The following is a 20,736-nucleotide window of genomic DNA, read 5'->3' on the forward strand; positions in this document are numbered from 1 at the left end:
TATGTGGTTGGAAAGATGGTCAAGAAACGAAGCACCAAAGATAAAGATCTTACAGAAACAGAACAACAGCTTCTTCACGAGATGATAGAGACGTATCAAGGCTTAAAGATGATGTCACGCTTTATGAAGTGGATTGCCTTCATTCTCTTTATGTTTGTAATAGATTTTTCCCGTTTTGTGGACGCCATAGAGAATAGCTTCTTACATCTTAAAAGATGGATAACAAAAAGTTAGCTATCTTAGAATAGCGACCCTTTGGACCTCTGGTTTTGCTAAAAAACCACCCCGAAAAGAACTCTTGATTCGTAATAATTGAAGAAAATCATAAAAAGATTTGTTAGAATCAGAAGAAAATATTTCTTCTCTAATAGGACTTTTTATATGGTTACATCTTTTGGTAAAATTTTACGGAAACTTCGCATTGATCACTCCGAACGCCTCTTAGATATGGCTAAGAAATTAGACATATCTGTAGCATTTTTATCTTCTGTCGAGATTGGCAAAAAATCTGTTCCTGTAGGACTGGAGGAAAAGATAATTGAACTCTATGCTTTAGATCAAGAGGTAGCAGAAATTTTGAGAAGAGAATCGGATGCTTGTCGCAAAAGTTTTACAATCAAGACTTCTGATCCGTTGAGGCGTAAAACTGTTGGCATGTTTTTTAGAACTTTAAAAGATTTTTCACAAGAGGATTTAGAAGCATTCAAAACATTATTAGAGATGATTAGCGAAGCGCAAAGAAAAGAAAATGCTACTGTTGTAGACAAATGTTAGAAAATCCTATTCCCTAACTTTTATTTACGCATCCCGTACTTTTAAAAAGATATATAAAATCAATAGATTATGTACAGAAAAAAGAAACATGGTACGCCCAAGGGGAATCGAACCCCTGTTTCCGCCGTGAAAGGGCGATGTCCTAACCGCTAGACGATGGGCGCAAACCAATTATGAGGCTTATAGAGAGGATCTTTTTACTTCGCAAGCCCTCTGTGTCATTTTTTTTGAAAAAAGTGTGTTTTCTTGAATAATTTTTGAGAAACTCTTGGTTGGATCATTTTATTTTTTAAGATTTTTTGTAGAAAAAATATAAGAGTATCACGATTAATAGAAAGTTTTGATGTGAGAATCGTCCCAGCGAATGATATTTTTGTTTATTTTCGGTTTGAGGCGTAGGTAAAATGACCAAGACAACATTTTAACAGCATTTTAAATGTGTTTATTTTTTGTATAATTTATTGCTTGTTACTTTATGCTTGCACATGAGAATATTATTTAACTTACTTGAGACAGCTTTTATACAAAAACTTGCACACTTGAGTTTATCATAAAATAAAAAATTGTATATTTTATGAAGTAGAAAGCCAATATTTATTACCAAGGTAACAAATAGTACGAATCATATAAAAGTTTCTTTTGAAGCATAAGCTATAGAATCCTATCAGTTTAATAAAATATACAGAGTCTGTATGACTAGAATAAAAATGATTAAAGCAAGTTTTGCAGAATATATTAAAAATTGTTTTTTTCATCTTTACTTTTATATGGTTGTAAAAAATTTAAAATTAAAAGCTCTTTCATTTGCTTTCTCACGTATTGAGAGGGGTCTTTATTGAAAAATGAAACAGCGTGGGTAAAAGGCTTGATTGAGGTTCTTGCCTTTTCAATTTGTTAGGTTTTCAAAGGGGTGGCAATAAGTTGAGCTAAAATATTCGAATTTTACAAATTTATTCTCCATATTTATAATATCTTGGAATTATAGTACACACACATTAAGTCTTGTTTTTTATTTTAATGTAATGTTCTATTTTGATATATGAGACCGTGGAGACTTTTGCATTAAAGAATTATGGTTCAAAGCTATGTAATGGTAGGAAGGAATGTGGTATTATTTACTGGTCTACTTTATTTTATCTATTCTCCTAACTTATCATATGAAAGAATGTTTTTTGTTTAATATTTGTTGATTTAGAAGAAATGTTGTTGTGTCTTCTACCAATTTTTCAATACTTTTTAACTTTTTGTTAATTGTTTTTTAGAACTTTTTCCATGCTTTGTTGATAGAGTTTAGTTTTTATGAAAAAGTTTTGTTTTTTTAACAAGGCAATTCTTTATGATAACTTGTATTTATCAGTTTCGCAGATTTTTATTCTGAATGAGATATTTTATTAAGGTTCTGAAAAGTTTGAAGAAAATAAATATTTGTATTTTTAGTGATTTTTATTAAAAAATTGTGAATAATTCTATTAGAAAAAATGGAGTGAATAGAGCAGAGTATTTATTTTGTTTTTATGGATGTCAGCATTCTTTGTGTTGATGACATATCATTTAACGATTTTTTCAATGAAGATAAGGATTAGTGGTTAGGGAATGGCAGAAGCTTTAAAAGTTGGCGTTGCGGGACTTGGTACGGTTGGTATTTCAGTTGTTCGAGCTTTATGTGAAAAGGCAAATAGTTTAGCTTGTCAATGTGGGCGATTAATCAAAGTCGTTGCTGTTAGTGCGCGCGATAAAGGCCGTAATCGTGGAATTGATTTGAGTGATATAAGATGGTTTGATTCACCTGTAGAGATGGCTGCCTCTGATGAGATTGACGTTTTTGTAGAGTTAATTGGTGGTGAATTAGATGTGGTGTATACCGCTGTTAAGAGAGCACTAGAGACAGGACATCATGTTGTGACGGCTAATAAAGCTCTTCTTGCTCAACATGGAGTAGAACTGGCTATAATTGCAGAAAAAAAAGGTGTTTTTCTTCATTTTGAAGCAGCCGTTGCAGGAGGAATTCCTGTTATTAAAGCGATGAGGGAATCTCTTTCCGGTAATCATATATCGCGGATTTATGGTATTCTTAATGGGACCTGTAATTATATATTAACACGCATGTTTACGGAAGGTCTTTCATTTAAAGATTGTTTAGCAGATGCTCAGAGACTTGGTTATGCTGAAGCAGATCCAACTTTTGATATTGAGGGAAATGATACGGCCCATAAATTAGCTTTGTTGACAAGCTTGGCATTTGGAACAGCTATTTCGTTAGATAATGTTTATGTTGAAGGAATTCATAATATTTCGCAAATTGATATCAGAGCAGCTGATGAATTGGGGTATCGGATTAAGCTTTTAGGGGTTGCATTAAAAACGGATTCTGGAATAGAGCAACGCGTTCATCCAACAATGGTACCAACATCTTCAATGATTGCGCAGATAAATGGTGTAACCAATGCTCTTTCTATTCAAAGTGATTTATTAGGTGAATTACTGTTTTCTGGTCCTGGTGCTGGAGGAATGGCAACAGCATCAGCTGTTATTGGTGATTTGGCGGATATAGCAAAAGCGCGTTCTGGCTTTCACTATGCACCTGTTTTAAGACGTCCAGCATTAGAACTTACTCCTCATAAAAAAGCACGTATTTCGCATCATGCAGGTGGTTATTTTATTCGTTTAAATGTTCATGATCGTGCTGGTGTTTTTGCTGCAGTTGCAAGGCATATGGCTGATAATCACATTTCATTGGAGTCGATTGTTCAAAGACCTTTTGTAGAAAATCAGATTGAAAAAACGATTATTTTAATTACCCATGAAACAACAGAAGTGAATGTGCGACAAGCACTTACAGAAATTGAAAAAGATGGACATCTTGTTGCAAAATCTCAATTTATTCGTATTGAACGTATGGCGGAGAATTGATAACTTTCTTTAATAATAACAAAAAGGCGAGCTTGAGCGCTTTTATCTCTTGTGAAAAGTTTTTATCTTTGCCAAAGCTTTATAAGGACTAATATTTTTTCTGGTATTCATTCGGTAGGATTTTTCATATGCCCACAACTCAGAAGATTTTAAATGGACTTGATCGTATTTTGACGCTTGAATTGGTACGTGTCACTGAACGTGCTGCAGTTGCTGCTGCACGTTGGCGCGGACGTGGCGATGAAAAGGCGGCGGATCAAGCTGCTGTAGATGCAATGCGGCGGGAACTTAATCAATTGCCTATTGAGGGGACAGTGGTGATTGGCGAAGGTGAGAGGGATGAAGCCCCTATGCTTTATATTGGGGAAAAAGTAGGTATTCAAAATGGATTGGCGATTGATATTGCACTTGATCCACTGGAGGGAACAACACTTTGCGCTAAAAATCTTGCTAATTCTTTGGCTGTGGTTGCAATTGCTGAAAAGGGTAACCTCCTTTATGCTCCTGATGTTTATATGAAAAAAATTGCTATTGGTCCTGGTTATCCAAAGGGAATAGTAGATATAGATGCTTGTCCTAGCGATAATATACGTGCTCTTGCAAAGGCTAAAGGAGTGACCGTTAATCAGATTACTGTTTGTATTATGGATAGACCTCGTCATGAAAAATTGATTGATGAAGTACGAGCGACAGGAGCAGCGATTCGCTTGATTGGTGATGGTGATGTGGCTGCCGTTATTGATACAACTAATCCAGCAGAAACAGGTATTGATATCTATATGGGGATTGGTGGGGCACCAGAGGGTGTTTTAGCATCTGCAGCTTTGCGCTGCATTGGGGGACAGATGCAAGGTCGTTTGCTGCTTGATACAGAAGAAAAAATTGCCCGTGCAGCTAAAATGGGGATTAGCGATCCCAATAAGGCTTATACAATGGAAGAAATGGCAAAGGGTGATGTTTTGTTCGCAGCAACAGGGGTGACAGATGGTAATATGCTTTCTGGCGTTAAATTCACGCCTCGCTACATTCAAACAGAAACTCTCGTAATGCGTTCCCATACGGGAACAGTCCGCAATATTAAAGCACAACATAAAGATTATTCAAAATTTGATTAATGTTTTTGTCGCCAGTAAAAAATAGAGAGATTTTTTTAACGAGCACGTACGCTTCCATGAAGGTAGATATGTATTCATGGAAGCGTTATAAATATGAGAATATCTTATTATTATGAAAGCTGGATAGAATGTACCCAGCCGTTTTTATCTTCTATATCCCCTTTTTGAAGGCCGACCAATTGCGTACGAAGTTGCTTTGTAATTTCTCCAATTGTTTCATTTCCGATAATGATTTCTCCCCCTTTATGTCTAAAACGGCCAATTGATGTGACAACGGCAGCTGTACCACAAGCAAAGACTTCTTTAAGATGTCCACTCTTTGCATCTTCTTGGAGAGATTTAAAAGAATAAGGACGCTCTTCTATCTCTAATCCCATTTGTTTCGCCAATTCTAAGAGTGAATGACGTGTTATTCCTGGAAGGATCGTTCCATTAAGTGGAGGGGTTACGAGTGTATTATTGTCCATAATAAAGCAGACATTCATACCACCAAGTTCTTCAATCCATTTATGTTCAACCATATCGAGAAAGAGCACTTGGCTACAATTGTTTTCAGTTGCATTTTTTTGTGCAAGTAAGCTTGCTGCATAGTTTCCACCACATTTGGCAGCCCCTGTTCCCCCTGGACCGGCTCGACTATAATCTGTTTCAATCCAAACGCTGACAGATTTTTCTTCTCCTTTGAAATAGGATTCGACTGGAGAGGCAATGATACAAAAAAGATATTCTTGAGAAGAGCGAACACCCAAAAAGCTTTCATTGCCAAACATAAATGGACGTATATAGAGGCTAGCATTGGGATGATCGGAAACCCATTTTTGATCAATTTTTACTAATTGATGAACGGCATCTAGAAAAATATTTTTTGGTAATTCTGGCATCGCTAACCGTTGTGCTGACTCTATAAACCGTTGTGCATTGGCATCAGGACGGAAGAGTAAGATGCGCCCATCTTTTGCACGATATGCTTTTAAGCCCTCAAAAATTTCTTGTCCGTAATGCAAAACGGTACTTGCAGGATTAATTTCTAAAGCTTTGTATTGAGAAATAATGGCATTATGCCAGCCTTTGTCTTCAGTCCATTGAATAGTACACATGTGATCTGTAAAAAACTGACCAAAACCGGGACTTTGTAGAATTTTTTCACGTTTTTCTTCTGACAAAGGGGATAGGTGTTTTTCTATTTTAAATAGAAGCGATGATATGGGAGATTTCATAAGAAAAACCTTTTAGTATATTTTATTTTTATTAATAGAAATAAATAATAGGATATTTTGATCACAACTTTATTATTAGCAAAACCTTTATGTCAATGTTTTATTATAGACTTCAGGGTTATGGTCGCTATTGTTGATTTTATTCTTGGATCTTTTTCTCAACTTTATGAAGTAGTCTGGAACCTTTATCTATATTTATCGTTTTTTCAAAATAAGCATCTGAATAATTTCATATATGCGTATTTTCTAGAAATTTAAAAGTAAGGGTATCGAGAAAAGGAATCCACTATGATTGATAAAAATTATCACACATATGAAGAACGTATGGCTGCAGAAAGAAAAGAACGTGAACAGCGTATTTCAATCGCTAAAGGTATTTTTGCTATTCTTCTTGCGCTCGCTATTATCTGGTTTATTTTTGGTTTTTTAGGATCTTTTTTTGCAAAATCTCCTGAACATATTTCGCATTATAATACTCCAGAAACAAGTCACACTGTAACAACGCCCCAAAAAGATTTAAATTCGCCCCCTCCTGTACCTTATACCTATAAGGACACGCAGTGATTTTTTCGTAAACATAATCTTTTAGATAAGGTGAAAATTGATGGAGCTTAAAGTCAGCGCAAATGCATAAGCGAAAAAGATTGAGGGAATTGTAGTTTCTAACGTTTTCGTTAAGTAATGAGCTGGTATTGAAATAAATAATGCAACGGTTATTAAAACCGTTGCATTTATTGTTTTAGCGTGTGATGAAGCAACTTCCACCGGAATTTTTAATGGATTCACAAAGGGTTACGGCTTCATTACGGTTATGTGTTTGGATACGAACACGGTAATAGGTACCTTTTTCTGGTATAAAAGCCGGTTGAATATTTAAAGGACGGGCACCGATAAGGAACCCAAATTTAGATTTCATATTTTTTAAAGAATCTCTAGCCAGCTCATGCGTTGGTTGAGATGCAAGTTGTACGTAATAACTTTCTGAACTTTGTGGTGCAACTCTGTTTGATGAGGTGGGGCGAGATGCAGCCTCTGTTTCGACTTGTGCATTTCTCTCTGCATGAGAAGGAATTGGGATAAATTTTCCTTCAATATTCAGGTTAGAAGTATTTTCAGCTATTATTTTATCAATATTATTGTTGAGATCATGATCACTTTCTTGGTCGTTTCTATTGGAATCATGCGATGAAACGAGGGACGGATCTTGAAGCTCATCAGGAGTTTGAGTAATGGTTTCTTCAGATTGAGCGGCAGATTTGCTCTCTGTTTGATGCGCGGGAGCGAGTGTTACTGTACCATCTTGATTTACAATAACAGTTTGTACTTCTCGTGTGGGAATAGTATGATTGACAGCTTCTGTAACGGAGTCTTCAACATCAGATTCATTTGAAGAAGATGATGAAAAATTTGAAGATGCTTCTGGATTTAACTTCTCTAAATTTTCAGGTTGTTCAGAGTTATCAATGAGAAATTGTTGCGCATTTTCTTGTTTTTCATTTTGTTCAGTTGTTTGTTTATAGATATCTAAATTATGTGCGACATCATTTTTTGTTTCAGTTGTTTCCGATTTGAATTTAAAAGGCGTATTATCAGCGTGGATAATGACTGTTTCTTCATTTTTTTGTGATGACATAAAAAAGTGAGAATAACCAGCAAATCCTATTGCCATTAAAATAAGAAGGAAAATACCTTTGATGACAGTTTTACCAAAAATAAAACTTTTTAAGGGAGGGGGAGCTGATGGATGCGTGAGGATCTCATCTGAGTTTGTGTGGAGTGAATTTTCGCTAAAAGACGGAGAATTGTATCCCATATTGGCAGCAGAAAAATAGTCGGCATTTTGTTCTGTAGAGTTTATATAAACACCTTCTTTTGAATTTTGCATAGTTTGATGAAAAACTTCATTGAAAACCTCATTTTTCTGTTGTTTTTGAGAAAAACTGTCTGTTGGGACATTTCCTACATTGAGTACATCAGCAAATTCTTCTTCTAAACCACCACTTGTTGGTACATCATATTCTGGGGCTTCATACGGGATTTCTGGAACCATAATAGGGCCAGTTTTTTCTACGATTTCCCCTGAAAATTTATAAGTATCAACATTGGGAGGAGGAGTATTTCTGTGCGTATAGTTATGGGCAAAAAAACTATCCGTTTGTTTCGTATCAAGGGAAGCTGATGAGGAAAGAAACTCATCTAAATTATTCTCATTATATGAAATTTCTCTGTTTTGGTTAGAAATATTTCCAGTGTTATTGATGCATTGGGCTTGAGCATCATTATATGTTGAAACTTTTTCGCTATAAGTTTCTTGTTGTGAAGGGGGGGATTCAAAAAAATGGGGATAGTTGATTGTATGATCTTCTTGTACGTCCGCCTTTAAATAAGGCTGTTTGTCAATTTGTGTAGAATCTAAAGGTGGGGAGAAGTCACTTGTTATTTTATTTTTGGTAGTGTTTTGTCTTTCTGACACAAGGTCAGAAGATGAGAAAAATTCATTTTCCTCCATAGAAGAGGTAACATCAGTATAATTTTTTTGTATATCCCGAATTTCTGGCTGTTGTGAGGTTGTTTGTGAAAAACGATTTATTTGTTCAACAGCTTCTGTCATGTCTCTCTTATTTTCGTGTCTTTCAAATTTATCAAAAAAGAAATTTTCTGATTCTGATTGTGAAACAAGATTACTTTTTTCAAAAGAAGGATCAGCATTGGTTGCTGTTGTTTTCTGTTGAGGTAATTGATTCTTTTGGATTGGTAATGGAGAAAGTGCATCTAAAATCTGTTCTTCATCATGACTGGTACGAGGAGAATATTTTTCTTCAGATAAATTATTTTGTTTTAAATCCTTGAAAGAAGCAGTTTGTGCAATATCTAAGGCTGGTGCATTGCTGGTTGCGTGTAAGTTCCATTGCTTTTTTTGATCATCAAATGGTAAATCATGCGTTAAATTATTTTCAAACTCCTCCTCTAAAAAGGACAAATCAAAATCATCATCGTGGGATGATGTTTTGGGGTGGGGTGTTGATTGATCTGTTTGTAGAGAAGATCGTTCATTTTGATTTCCGATTTGTTTATTCGGATTAAAAATGCGCGTAAGTCTTTCTAAAGGATCATGGTGTTCATGATCGTGTTTTGTTTCGTGCAAATTTTTGCGATCGTTATCGCTCATAGCTTTTCTCACATGATGATTTGCACTTACGTGCAATCAATGGTTAATTTTGATTTGTTATATTAAAATTATAAATTTTCCCCCTCTCATGCAAGGATACATGAAAAAGTTTATCAATAAAGTACCTATTGTATGTATTTATAGAACTTTTTCAACGCATTTCTATGGGGGACTCAACTCCTATGATGGTAAGTCCTGATGATAAAATATTGATAACAGCTTGTATCAATCCCAATCTTGCAAAGGATAACTCTTTATCATCAGGTTGAATAAAGCGTAAATTAAGATTTTCACTCCCTTTATTCCAATGGGTGTGAAAGCTGGAAGCCAGGTCATAAAGATAAAACGCTAATCGATGTGGTTCCTTATGAACGACGGCCTGTTCAATGACACGTGGATATTCAGAAAGTTTGCGTATTAACAATATTTCATTGTCATCTGTTAATCGATGAAGATGAGAGGTCAATGTATCATTTGAAAAGCTTTCAATATGAAGCGCTTCTTGTGCTTGACGAAAGACTGAGTGACAACGTGCACTTGCATATTGTACATAAAAGATGGGGTTATCTTTTGATTGTTCTGTTACTTTTGCAAAATCAAAATCAAGAGGCGCTTCACACTTACGGTATAACATCATAAAACGTACAGGATCACGACCAACTTCTTCGACAACATCCCGTAGAGTGACAAATGATCCTGCTCTTTTTGACATGCGGACAGGTTGACCGTTGCGAAAGAGTTTTACCAATTGACATAAGAAAACACTTAATTTGGCTTTATCACCAGAAATCGCTTTTGCCATTGCCTCTAGTCGTTTTACATAGCCCGCATGGTCTGCTCCTAGAATGTAAATCATTTCATCAAAATGACGATTAAATTTATCCCGAAAATAAGCAACATCAGCCGCAAAATAAGTGTAAGAACCGTCAGATTTGATCAAAACACGGTCTTGGTCATCACCGACATTTGTTGAACGAAACAAAGTTTGTTCGCTTGGTTCCCAGTCTTCTGTATTTTGTCCCTTGGGAGGAGGAAGTTTTCCTTTGTAGATATAACCATTTAAAGTAAGATCATTAATCGTGTTACGAATAGCGCGTGCATTGTCTGCATAAAGCATTCGCTCAGAAAAAAAGATATCATGATAGATATTAAGAGCAGCCAAATCTTCACGAATCATGGACATCATTGCATGAATTGCACGTTCTTTCACGAGAGATAAGACTTCATTTTTATCCATCGTGAGGAGTTGGTCACCAAATTCTTGAACAAGCGATTGACCCAATGGTATCAAGTATTCTCCAGGATAGAGCCCTTCTGGAATTTCATTAATCTTTTGCCCAAGAGCTTCACGATAGCGCAACAGCACAGAGCGAGCGAGGACTTCGATTTGTTGACCAGCATCATTGATATAATATTCTTTCGTAATGTTATAGCCAGTAAATTGTAGCAAATTGGAAAGGACATCTCCAACAACGGCTCCGCGGCAGTGTCCTACATGCATTGGCCCTGTTGGATTTGCTGAAACATATTCAACATTGACACGTTTTCCTTGTCCCATTGGGATACGACCATAAGAAGTACCTAATTCAAGCATGGATTTTATAACATCTTGCCAAAATAATTTTGTAAGCTTGATGTTGATAAAACCAGGACCGGCAACATCTATATTTTCGATAGAGGAATCATTTTTAAGAAGTTCTATGATTTTATCTGCAAGTGCACGTGGATTGATTCCAATAGATTTTGCAAGCACCATAGCAGCATTGGTTGATAAATGACCATGGGAGGAATCACGCGGAGGATCAACAGTGATTTTTGATAAATCTAGATCTTCTCCATTTTTTCCTTTTATATCAGATAGTTCAATTGATTTCTTAATTTTTTTTTCGAAGTTTTTAAAGATATTCATATTTAGCTTCCATGATGATGCCAAAAGCCATTAAACGAAATTATCTGTATGGTCAAATAAACGCTGATATTCACGTAGAGCGTAGTGATCCGTCATACCTGAAAGAAAGTCAGCAATCAAACGTGCTAACTCTTGATTTTTTAAGTGCACTGTTTTGCTCTGCCAACTTTCAGGGATTGTATTTGGATTTTCATAATAACAATTGAATAATTTTTGTACAATGCATTTTGCTGCATTGCGACGACTAAGAACTTGTTCATGGTAGTAAAGATTTTTAAATAAAAAGTTTTTTAGTTCTTTTTCATAAACGGTCATTGTCGGTGAAAAGGTGACAATGGTTTGTTTTGCTTGGTGAATATCGTTTATGCTTGTTGGTTTGATTCGTGCTAAATTTTTTTGTGATTGTTTGATAACATCTTCAACCATGGTTGTTATTTGTCTTCGTACAAGTGTGTAACCGCGACGCGCTTGGTCGAGGTGGGGATGCTCATCTGTTATATCTTTTAATATTGCTGCTGTTAGTGAAACATGTTCAAATTGATCAAGTGTTAAAAATTGCGAACGTAGACCATCATCAATATCATGCGCATTGTATGCGATATCATCTGCAATAGCAGCACATTGCGCTTCTAGTCCTGCAAAACAATCAAGTGCAAGGTCTTGTTTCGCATTGTATTGTAAAATATCGATAGGAACCTCCTTATTCTTCGCGTAAGGACCTAAAAGGGGACCATTATGCTTTACAAGTCCTTCGAGGGTTTCCCATGTAAGGTTAAGTCCATCAAAATTTGCATAGCGCTGTTCTAGTTTTGTGACAATGCGTAATGCTTGTGCATTATGGTCAAAGCCGCCATACGGTGTCATGGCTTCATTAAGAGCATCTTCTCCTGCATGGCCAAAGGGTGTGTGTCCAAAGTCGTGAACAAGGGCAATGGCTTCGGCAAGGTCTTCATCAAGACACAGGGCACGGGCTAATGTTCGTGCAATTTGAGAAACCTCTATGGAATGGGTTAGGCGAGTACGATAATGATCGCTTTCATCAGCAATAAACACTTGCGTTTTATGTTTAAGACGTCGAAATGCATTAGAATGGATAATACGATCTCTATCTCGTTGAAAGGGTGAGCGTGTGATACTCATCGTTTCATGGAATAATCTACCACGGCTTGTTTGCGGATGAGCACTGTAGACTGCTCGAGATTGGTAATTGAAGTTGATATTGCCTATATCCATTGCAAGCTATCCATTATCATCTTAAAATTAAGAGTGGTTTATGGCGAATAAACTTCTCTTTAAGTGTGGGATACTCTTTCTTGATGGTTTAATGCAAGGATATATAAAATGAATGTGAAAATTTCAGATGTTGCTGCCAAGAGAATTGCACAAATACTTTTGCGTGATCCCGATAAAATAGCATTACGTATTTCTGTTGAAGGGGGGGGATGTTCTGGTTTTTCTTATAAATATGACTTGGTTTCTGAAATGGGTAAAGATGATCTCGTTCTCAAAAAAGATGGGGCAATTGTATTTATTGATTCACTATCACTCCCTTTCATGGAAGGAGCTGAAATTGATTTTGTTGATGATCTTATGGGACAATCTTTTCAAATTCATAATCCTAATGCTGTTTCAGCGTGTGGTTGTGGTGTAAGTTTTTCAATTTAGAATGGTGCCTTTGTGATATTGTTTCTTGAAAAAAAGATCATGTTGGTCAACAATGTAAAAATGGGTATTCTTATAAAAATAGTGCACCGATATGTGTGGTTATGTGTAGTGCTTCTTTTATTGATTTGGAGCCACTGTGCTTTTTCTGAAGAAGGAGAAGGGCAAGATCAGCAGCAGGAACAATCAAGGAGTTTTATCGCTAAGTCTCAAGAGCAGGAAAAAGAAAATTTAACATCTCAGATACAGCTTATTTTGAATGCTCGATTAACAAATAGTCATCTGGATATTGAGAAAGGGCTTATCTGGCGGGTTTATGCACCTATTTTAGGGGTTGATAATAAATTACCATTAGTGGCAACTTATAAGGGGGGAGGTGCGCGTTTTGATCTAGAACCAGGAAGTTATCTTGTTCATGTTTCATTTGGCCATATGAGTGCTATGCGCCATATTCGTTTAGAAAATGGACAGAGTCTTGTAAAAAACTTTAATCTTGATGCTGGTGGTGTTATTTTAAATGCAACACTGCTCAATGGTGTAATTAATGAAAAAGAACTTCGTTTCACTATCTATGAGGATGAAAAAGAAAATGATGATACGGGGGTGATTTTATCAAATGTTAAACCTCAATCAGTTGTGCGTTTAAAAGCTGGTCGCTATCATATTGCTTCCCATTATGGGGCTATTAATGCGACTGCGCGTTCGGATATTCAAGTAGAAGCTGGTAAAATGACGGAAGTTACTCTTGAGCATCAGGCCGCTCAAATTGTGTTAAAGTTGGTACGACAAGAAGGAGGGGAAGCACTTGCAGATACAAGCTGGTCTCTTGCCAATGATTCTGGTGATATTGTTTATGAAACAGTTGGTGCTTATGTTTCACTCGTGTTAGCGGAGGGGGAGTATATTGCAATTGCTAAAAATAAAGATAAAATTTATCAAAAAGTTTTTTCGGTCGTTTCTGGTCATGATGAAGATATAAACGTGGTGGCGAATGAACAAAATATGCAACGAATTGATGAAGACATGGATTGATCGTTGTTCATGGGGCTTAAGCCATGATGAGAGACGGAGTATGAGTTTTGATTGAAGTTTCAACAGTTGGTGTGTTTTTTGCTGGGGCACTTTCTTTTTTGTCGCCGTGTGTTTTGCCGTTAGTTCCTCCCTATTTGTGTTATATGGCAGGTATTGGTATTGATGATTTTCGTTCAGAAAATCGTGATGAGAAAGTCTTTATACGGTGGGCTTTATTGTCTTCTGTTATTGCTTTTGTTCTTGGGTTTACGACTGTTTTTGTAGCTTTAGGTGCCAGTGCTAGCACAATTGGGAAATTCATCGGTTATTATCGTGATTGGTTTGCACTTGCAGCTGGAATGATCATTATTATTTTTGGTTTAAATTTTTTGGGGATTTTCAAGATCGCTTTTTTATTTCGTGAAGCGCGTTTTCAGACCCAAAAAACACCTGCTGGTCCTTTAGGCGCGTATATTATCGGTTTAGCTTTTGCCTTTGGTTGGACACCGTGTATTGGCCCTATTTTAGGTCCTATTATAACGCTTGCTGGAACAAAAGAAACTGTGGGTGAGGGAGCTGTTCTCTTAGCGGTTTATGCATTAGGTCTTGCTATTCCTTTTATGTTAGCAGCTTTATTTTCGAGCAGTTTTATGCGATTTTTAGGCGCTTTTCGTATTCATTTAGGAAAAGTTGAAAAAATTATTGGTGTTTTTCTTATTCTTACAGGGATTTTGTTTTTAACAGGTTCTATGCAGGATATTTCATTTTGGCTTTTAGAACATTATCCTTCGTTGAGTTATATTGAAGATATTCGTTGGCACAATATTATGAATTTTTTTGGATTTTCTCGTTAGTCTTATGTGTTTTTATGGTTAGAAGTTGTCTTTCTATTGTTCTTGCCGCAGGTGAGGGGACGCGCATGAAATCGTCTCTGCCTAAGGTACTTCATAAAATTGCTGGGTTACCCCTTATATGCCATGTTCTAAAACAAATAGAATTGGCAGGCTCTTCGCAATTAGCCGTTGTTGTGGGATTTGGTGCTAAGGAGGTTACGCACGTTGTTCAGTCACTTGTAAAAGATGTGATGATTTTTGAACAAAAAGAACGTTTAGGAACGGCTCATGCTGTTTTATCTGCTCGTTTAGCTTTGCAAAAGGAAGTGGATGATGTTCTCATTGTTTTTGGGGATACGCCTCTCATTCAGCAAGATTCATTGCACCAAATGCGTGCACAGCTTGCTGATGGAGCAGATGTTGTTTTTGCAGGTTTTCATACCCAAAATCCAACAGGTTATGGGCGTCTTCTCGAGAAAAATGGTAAATTGATCGCAATTGTAGAAGAAAAAGACGCTAGCGATAAAGAAAAAAAGATTTCTTTTTGTAATGGTGGAATACTCGCTATGCGTGGAAAACATGCGCTTTCTCTTTTAGAGAAGGTTGATAATAACAATATAAAAAAAGAATATTACTTAACAGATATTGCTTCTCTTGCAACACGCGAAGGATTAGATGTACGTGTTGTTGAAGTGCCTTTTGAAGATATTGTAGGAATTAATAATTGTTTTGAGCTATCGAGGGCTGATTCTTTATGGCAGAAACGTAAAGCACACGATTTAATGTTATCAGGTGTTACACTCTTAAAACCAGAAACACTCTATTTTTCTTATGATACAGAAATTGAACCAGGGGTGGTGATAGAACCAAATGTTTATTTTGGGTTAAGCGTAAAAGTGCAATCTGGTGCTGTTATTCATGCATTTAGTTATCTCGAAGGTGCTGTGGTTGGTAGAGATGCACAGATTGGTCCCTATGCACGTTTGCGTCCTGGAACAGAGTTGGCTAAGTCCGTAAAGATTGGAAATTTTTGTGAAGTTAAACAAGCCAAGGTAGGAGAATCTTCTAAAATCAATCATTTAAGTTATATTGGTGATACTGAAATTGGTGCACATACCAATATTGGAGCCGGTACGATTACGTGCAATTATGATGGATTTAACAAATATAAAACCATGATTGGTGATCATGCTTTTGTTGGGTCTAATACGGCGCTTGTTTCTCCATTGGTAATAGGGGATGGTTCTTATGTTGCTTCAGGAAGTGTTATTACTGAAGATATTCCTATGAACAGTATGGCTTTTGGGCGTGCACGACAGGTTATAAAAGAGGGCTATGCGATAAAATTTCGTGCACGCTTGTTAGAAAACAAACAGAAAAAATGATTACTTTCAGGTTATTCTTTTGTTTCGTATTAATCTAACGATGGATGGAAGGTTTATTCTTAAAGATTGCCGTCCTCCATGTTTGAATTATTTTATTATTTACAGTTTTAAATAAAGGCTGTTGGATTGTTATATAAGATTTGAATCTTAAGATGTGGGTTGGAGCTTTTTAATGTGTGGAATTATTGGAGTTCTTGGAAAGAGGTGTGTTACGTCCTCTTTGGTTGAGGGATTAAAACGTCTCGAATATAGAGGGTATGATTCATCTGGGGTGGCAACGGTCCATAATGGGCATCTTTATCGTGTACGTGCTGAGGGGAAGCTTGTTCATTTAGAAGAAAAATTAAAAAAAACACCTCTGAAGGGAAGTTTAGGGATTGGTCATACGCGTTGGGCTACGCATGGAATTGCTGTTGAACGCAATGCGCATCCCCATGTGACTGAAAAGCTTGCGATTGTTCATAATGGTATTATTGAAAATTTTGTAGAACTGCAAAAGGAACTCATAGAGGATGGTTGTATCTTTGAAACAGAGACGGATACGGAAGTTATTGCACATTTAATAACGCGTGCATTAAAAGATGGTCTTTCTCCGCAAGAAGCCATACGTACCAGTTGGAAAAGGCTGCAGGGGGCTTTTGCTATTGCTCTTATTTTTGAAGGTGAAGATAACCTTATGATTGCGGCTTGTTCTGGTCCACCTCTGGCAATTGGGTATGGAAAAGATGAATTTTTTGTGGGGTCAGATGCCATTGCTTTAGCGCCATTCGTTGATCACATTAGCTATATGGAAGATGGGGATTGGGCTGTTATCACACGGGAGGGTGTCACAATTTACGATGCCAACAACCAACTGATAAAACGTCCTGTGACACCATTACTTGAAGGGGCTTTATTGATTTCTAAGGGTAATCATCGTCATTTTATGCACAAGGAAATGTTTGAACAACCTGAAGTGATTTCTCATAATTTGGCGCATTATCTTGATCTTGGGAATTATGCGGTTCGACCACTTGAGAATTTGATTGATTGGAAAAATATTCATCGGCTTCTTTTTGCGAGTTGTGGAACGGCTTATTACTCAACCTTAGTTGCGCGCTATTGGTTTGAAAAATTTGCCGCTTTAAGTGTTGATAATGATGTCGCTTCGGAATTTCGTTATCGCGAACCTCCTATAACGTCTGATGCGTTATCATTGTTTGTTTCTCAATCTGGTGAAACAGCGGATACATTGGCTTCTTTGCGTTATTGTCGTGAACGGGGTATAAAAACAGCAACAATTGTGAATGTTGAACAATCAACAATGGCAAGGGAGGCTGATTTTATTCTCCCAACACTTGCCGGACCGGAAATAGGTGTTGCTTCAACAAAAGCTTTTACCTGTCAATTGGCAACGCTTGCTTCACTTGCTCTTAGTGCTGCTAAACAACGTGGTTATCTTACAGTTCAAATGGAACAGCAATTGGTTCAGCAGTTGGCAGAAGTTCCTCGTATTTTAAATGAGGTCTTAAAATTAGAAGGCAAAATTGAATCTATTTGTCGTGATTTGGTGAATGCAAAAAGTGTTCTTTATTTGGGACGTGGAACTTCTTATCCGATTGCTTTGGAGGGAGCCCTTAAATTGAAAGAGCTTTCTTATATTCATGCTGAAGGTTATGCGGCGGGTGAGTTGAAGCATGGGCCAATTGCGTTGGTAGATGAGACAATACCCGTTATTGTTGTGGCGCCTTATGATCGATGGTTTGAAAAGACTTTTTCTAATATGCAAGAAGTAGTAGCGCGCAATGGTCGTATTATTTTAATAACCGATAAAAAAGGAGCAAAAGCAGCTTGTTTTCAGACTTTATCAACGATTACTTTGCCAGATGTTTCAGAATTTATTGCTCCTATTATTTATGCTCTCCCCATTCAGTTAATCGCTTATCATACGGCTGTTTTATTAGGAACAGATGTTGATCAACCCCGTAATTTAGCAAAATCAGTCACGGTTGAATAAAAATAGCGTTTGTATTTCTGAATCTGATTAGAGAATAATCAAGTGTAACAAGTTGATTTATAATGATAGCTTATTTTTCCATTTTTCTCTGTCAAATAAGAATCTCCACGACTGAATTTCTCATTCCAACCCCTTTACGACAGAATGAAAAATATTTTTTACCTATCAAAAAATGAATCAGCTGTGTGAATATAATGGCAAAAAGAGCGCAAGAGTGCTTTTATTGTTTTAATGCAAGAGTCATCCAGATTGTAAGAGAAGATCTGACGTTGGTTTGTTATTCTTTTATGAGGCATAAAGATGGGGTAGGGATTACGTTAGGTTATTTATGGGTTATTTCAAGAAAGAAAATCATATTTTAAGAGAGAGGTATTTAAGTTTTTTATCAAAAGTTCTTTTCTAGAGTTACCCTGATCGTAAGAGACGTGTAGCATCGTCGTGTCCGAAAAGATAAAGGAGTAACTGTAAAGCTTGTCCTTGCTCAGAAGAAAGATGAGGATCGCGTTGTAAAAATAAACGAGCATCTTTTCTTGCCATTGACAAAAGATCACTGTGAACAGCAAGGTTTGCTATATGAAACTCAGGGACTCCGGATTGTTTTGTACCTAAAAGCTCTCCTTCACCTCGCAAACGCCAATCTTCTTCAGCAATTTCAAAACCATCTTCTGTGTTGCGGATAATATTAAGGCGTGTTGCTGCTGTTTTTGTCAGTGGATCTTTGTAGAGCAGAATGCAGGAAGATTTTTTATCTCCTCGTCCTACACGTCCACGCAATTGATGCAGTTGTGAAAGTCCAAAATGTTCCGCGTGTTCGATGATAATGATTGAAGCATCTGGAATATCTACCCCCACTTCAATAACAGTGGTTGCAACTAAAATGCGTGTATTGCCGCATTTAAAAGATGCCATAGCTGCTTCTTTTTCTGCTGTAGACATTTTTCCATGGATCATACCAACGTGTGATCCAAAGCGCTCATGAAGAAATGCAAAGCGGTTTTCAATTGAAGTAAGGTCAAGAGCTGTAGAGTCCTCCACTAAAGGACAAATCCAATAAAGCTTTTCTCCTTTTTCTAATGCAATTGCAATTCGCTCTATAAGCTCATGAAGACGTTTCAAAGAAAGCGTTGCTGTTGTAATAGGTTGTCGCCCAATTGGTTTTTCTGTAATTTTAGAGACATCCATATCACCAAAAGTTGTTAAGACAAGGGTGCGGGGAATGGGCGTGGCGGTCATAACCAGCATATCAGGTTGATTGCCTTTTTCTGTAAGGGCAATACGTTGATGGACACCAAAACGGTGTTGTTCATCGATAATGGTTAAAGCGAGATTATTATAAGTAACGCTGTTTTGTATGAGAGCATGGGTTCCAATGACAATAGAAACTTGACCTGATAAAATATCATTCAAGATATTTGTCCGCATTTTTCCTTTTTCTCGTCCTGTTAAAAGCGTTGTTTGTAATCCGATCTTTTCGGCAAGAGGGGCAATGGTGGCAAAATGTTGCCTAGCCAGCACTTCGGTTGGTGCCATTAAAGCTGATTGTCCTGAATTTTCAGCAATTTGTGCCATTGCCATTAATGCAACGACAGTTTTTCCTGCGCCTACATCACCTTGGAGCAGTCTTAGCATCGGTTCTGGTGAAGCAAGATCATTTGCGATATCTTCTACCGCTTTTATTTGTCCGGTTGTAAGTTGAAAGGGGAGGATATTGAGCAATTTGTTAGTATAAATTCCAGTTGCTGGTCGAGAAGTGCCAATAAGAGATTTAGTTTTCAAACGCACGAGGTTTAGTGCCAATTGACAAGCGAGCAATTCATCATAGGCAAGACGTTTGCGTGCTGTACTTTCTAAGGATAGATCATCGGGGTTAATGGGCGAATGGATACGGCGTAAAGCAATAGAAAAAGAAGGAAAATTTTGCTGCTTTTTTATATTTTCATCTATCCATTCTGGTAGAAGAGGAATAAAATCAAGAGCGTTTTGTATGGCGCGTCTTAGCGTCTTTGCAGTGAGTCCTGCAGTAGATGGATAAATCGGTTCGATAAGAGGTATCTGATTTGATTGTTCGCTTGTGGCGATATGGTCTGGATGCGCCATTGAAAGTTGCCCATTAAACCATTCAACTTTTCCTGATACAACGACTTTTTTGCCTTCGGGAAGTTGTTTTTTTAGCCAAAGAGGTTGAGCATGAAAAAAGACTAAATTTATTTTTCCTGTTTGATCATGCGCAATAACACGATAGGGAATTCGGTTATGACCACGGGGTGGTGGTTGATGTTGATCAATGATAATTTCAAGCGTCACAGTATCTCCTTCTTTTGCACAAGCAATACTGGGACGCATTCTGCGGTCTATAACGGAATGGGGCATTAATTGAAGGAGATCAATAAGGGTTACTTCCCGTTGTGTAGGATTAACATTTAAGAGTTTGGTCAGTAAGCCATAGATTTTAGGTGTAATACCAGAAAGGGTTCGAATAGAGTTGAAAAGAGGGGCAAGAAGACTTGGAGGCATGAGAAAATTTAACCTGCTCTTTTTGTTTTTTCTAGACCTTTAGAAGAGCTTTTTGGGGATAAAGTCATTAAAGAAGATGTTATTTTATTTACACATTGCATTGTAAGAAAAGAAATTATCTTTAAAAGAGAAATAAAATAAAAAAATGAAAGTCCTTATGGCATATTTTGCTTCTTTTTATTTTAGGCGTTTATTTGCTGTGAATAGAGGCACTTTCTTGATAGAACTCTCTTATAAATAT

General features: G+C 36.9%; 15 protein-coding genes and 1 tRNA gene. 10 read left to right on the forward strand and 6 right to left on the reverse strand.

Annotation, left to right across the window (positions count from 1 at the left end):
• The first annotated feature begins 3 nt into the window (after positions 1 to 3).
• Positions 4 to 234 carry a hypothetical protein gene (locus ACFINC_RS06260; protein WP_375616647.1) on the forward strand — a complete coding sequence of 77 codons (231 nt, stop codon included), beginning with the start codon at positions 4 to 6 and terminating at the stop codon, positions 232 to 234.
• A 147-nt stretch (positions 235 to 381) separates the two neighbouring features.
• Positions 382 to 774 (forward strand): helix-turn-helix domain-containing protein, encoded by a 393-nt coding sequence (locus ACFINC_RS06265; RefSeq protein WP_375616573.1) that lies wholly within the window; start codon positions 382 to 384, stop codon positions 772 to 774.
• A gap of 89 nt (positions 775 to 863) precedes the next feature.
• Here ACFINC_RS06265 and ACFINC_RS06270 read toward each other — a convergent pair.
• A tRNA-Glu gene (locus tag ACFINC_RS06270) sits at positions 864 to 938 on the reverse strand.
• Positions 939 to 2,367: 1,429 nt separating this feature from the next.
• On the opposite strand from ACFINC_RS06270, the gene ACFINC_RS06275 reads away from it, so the two are divergent.
• Both ACFINC_RS06275 and glpX read left to right on the forward strand, forming a co-directional pair.
• Positions 2,368 to 3,684 carry a homoserine dehydrogenase gene (locus tag ACFINC_RS06275; RefSeq protein ID WP_375616574.1) on the forward strand — a complete coding sequence of 439 codons (1,317 nt, stop codon included), beginning with the start codon at positions 2,368 to 2,370 and terminating at the stop codon, positions 3,682 to 3,684.
• Between the two features lie 128 nt (positions 3,685 to 3,812).
• Complete coding sequence (gene glpX / locus ACFINC_RS06280) at positions 3,813 to 4,799, forward strand: class II fructose-bisphosphatase (RefSeq protein WP_375616575.1); 987 nt, start codon at positions 3,813 to 3,815, stop codon at positions 4,797 to 4,799.
• A gap of 110 nt (positions 4,800 to 4,909) precedes the next feature.
• Here the strand turns inward: glpX and ACFINC_RS06285 are convergent, their stop codons facing one another.
• Complete coding sequence (locus ACFINC_RS06285) at positions 4,910 to 6,016, reverse strand: branched-chain amino acid aminotransferase (RefSeq protein ID WP_375616576.1); 1,107 nt, start codon at positions 6,014 to 6,016, stop codon at positions 4,910 to 4,912.
• 288 nt (positions 6,017 to 6,304) lie between these two features.
• Here ACFINC_RS06285 and ACFINC_RS06290 point away from each other — a divergent pair, with 288 nt between their 5' ends.
• Positions 6,305 to 6,580 (forward strand): hypothetical protein, encoded by a 276-nt coding sequence (locus ACFINC_RS06290; RefSeq protein ID WP_375616577.1) that lies wholly within the window; start codon positions 6,305 to 6,307, stop codon positions 6,578 to 6,580.
• Between the two features lie 175 nt (positions 6,581 to 6,755).
• Here the strand turns inward: ACFINC_RS06290 and ACFINC_RS06295 are convergent, their stop codons facing one another.
• The 3 genes from ACFINC_RS06295 to ACFINC_RS06305 form a co-directional block, all read right to left on the reverse strand.
• Positions 6,756 to 9,185, reverse strand: a complete 2,430-nt coding sequence (locus ACFINC_RS06295; protein WP_375616578.1) for an SPOR domain-containing protein — start codon at positions 9,183 to 9,185, stop codon at positions 6,756 to 6,758.
• Positions 9,186 to 9,336: 151 nt separating this feature from the next.
• Positions 9,337 to 11,094, reverse strand: a complete 1,758-nt coding sequence (gene argS, locus ACFINC_RS06300) for an arginine--tRNA ligase (protein ID WP_375616579.1) — start codon at positions 11,092 to 11,094, stop codon at positions 9,337 to 9,339.
• A gap of 30 nt (positions 11,095 to 11,124) precedes the next feature.
• A complete protein-coding gene (locus ACFINC_RS06305; RefSeq protein WP_375616580.1) occupies positions 11,125 to 12,327 on the reverse strand; it encodes a deoxyguanosinetriphosphate triphosphohydrolase in 1,203 nt (400 codons plus the stop codon).
• A 108-nt stretch (positions 12,328 to 12,435) separates the two neighbouring features.
• On the opposite strand from ACFINC_RS06305, the gene ACFINC_RS06310 reads away from it, so the two are divergent.
• The 5 genes from ACFINC_RS06310 (at position 12,436) to glmS (ending at position 17,981) form a co-directional block, all read left to right on the forward strand.
• Positions 12,436 to 12,759 carry a HesB/IscA family protein gene (locus ACFINC_RS06310; protein WP_375616581.1) on the forward strand — a complete coding sequence of 108 codons (324 nt, stop codon included), beginning with the start codon at positions 12,436 to 12,438 and terminating at the stop codon, positions 12,757 to 12,759.
• Between the two features lie 39 nt (positions 12,760 to 12,798).
• Complete coding sequence (locus ACFINC_RS06315) at positions 12,799 to 13,788, forward strand: carboxypeptidase regulatory-like domain-containing protein (RefSeq protein WP_375616648.1); 990 nt, start codon at positions 12,799 to 12,801, stop codon at positions 13,786 to 13,788.
• 47 nt (positions 13,789 to 13,835) lie between these two features.
• Complete coding sequence (locus ACFINC_RS06320; RefSeq protein WP_375616582.1) at positions 13,836 to 14,621, forward strand: cytochrome c biogenesis CcdA family protein; 786 nt, start codon at positions 13,836 to 13,838, stop codon at positions 14,619 to 14,621.
• Between the two features lie 14 nt (positions 14,622 to 14,635).
• Positions 14,636 to 15,985 carry a bifunctional UDP-N-acetylglucosamine diphosphorylase/glucosamine-1-phosphate N-acetyltransferase GlmU gene (gene glmU, locus ACFINC_RS06325; RefSeq protein ID WP_375616583.1) on the forward strand — a complete coding sequence of 450 codons (1,350 nt, stop codon included), beginning with the start codon at positions 14,636 to 14,638 and terminating at the stop codon, positions 15,983 to 15,985.
• Between the two features lie 172 nt (positions 15,986 to 16,157).
• Positions 16,158 to 17,981, forward strand: a complete 1,824-nt coding sequence (glmS, locus tag ACFINC_RS06330) for a glutamine--fructose-6-phosphate transaminase (isomerizing) (RefSeq protein WP_375616584.1) — start codon at positions 16,158 to 16,160, stop codon at positions 17,979 to 17,981.
• Positions 17,982 to 18,386: 405 nt separating this feature from the next.
• Here the strand turns inward: glmS and recG are convergent, their stop codons facing one another.
• Positions 18,387 to 20,495, reverse strand: a complete 2,109-nt coding sequence (gene recG / locus ACFINC_RS06335; protein ID WP_375616585.1) for an ATP-dependent DNA helicase RecG — start codon at positions 20,493 to 20,495, stop codon at positions 18,387 to 18,389.
• Positions 20,496 to 20,736 lie beyond the last annotated feature (241 nt).

Origin of the sequence: Bartonella sp. AP58NXGY (genome assembly GCF_042195785.1) — a bacterium.
Taxonomy (GTDB): Bacteria; Pseudomonadota; Alphaproteobacteria; order Rhizobiales; family Rhizobiaceae; genus Bartonella.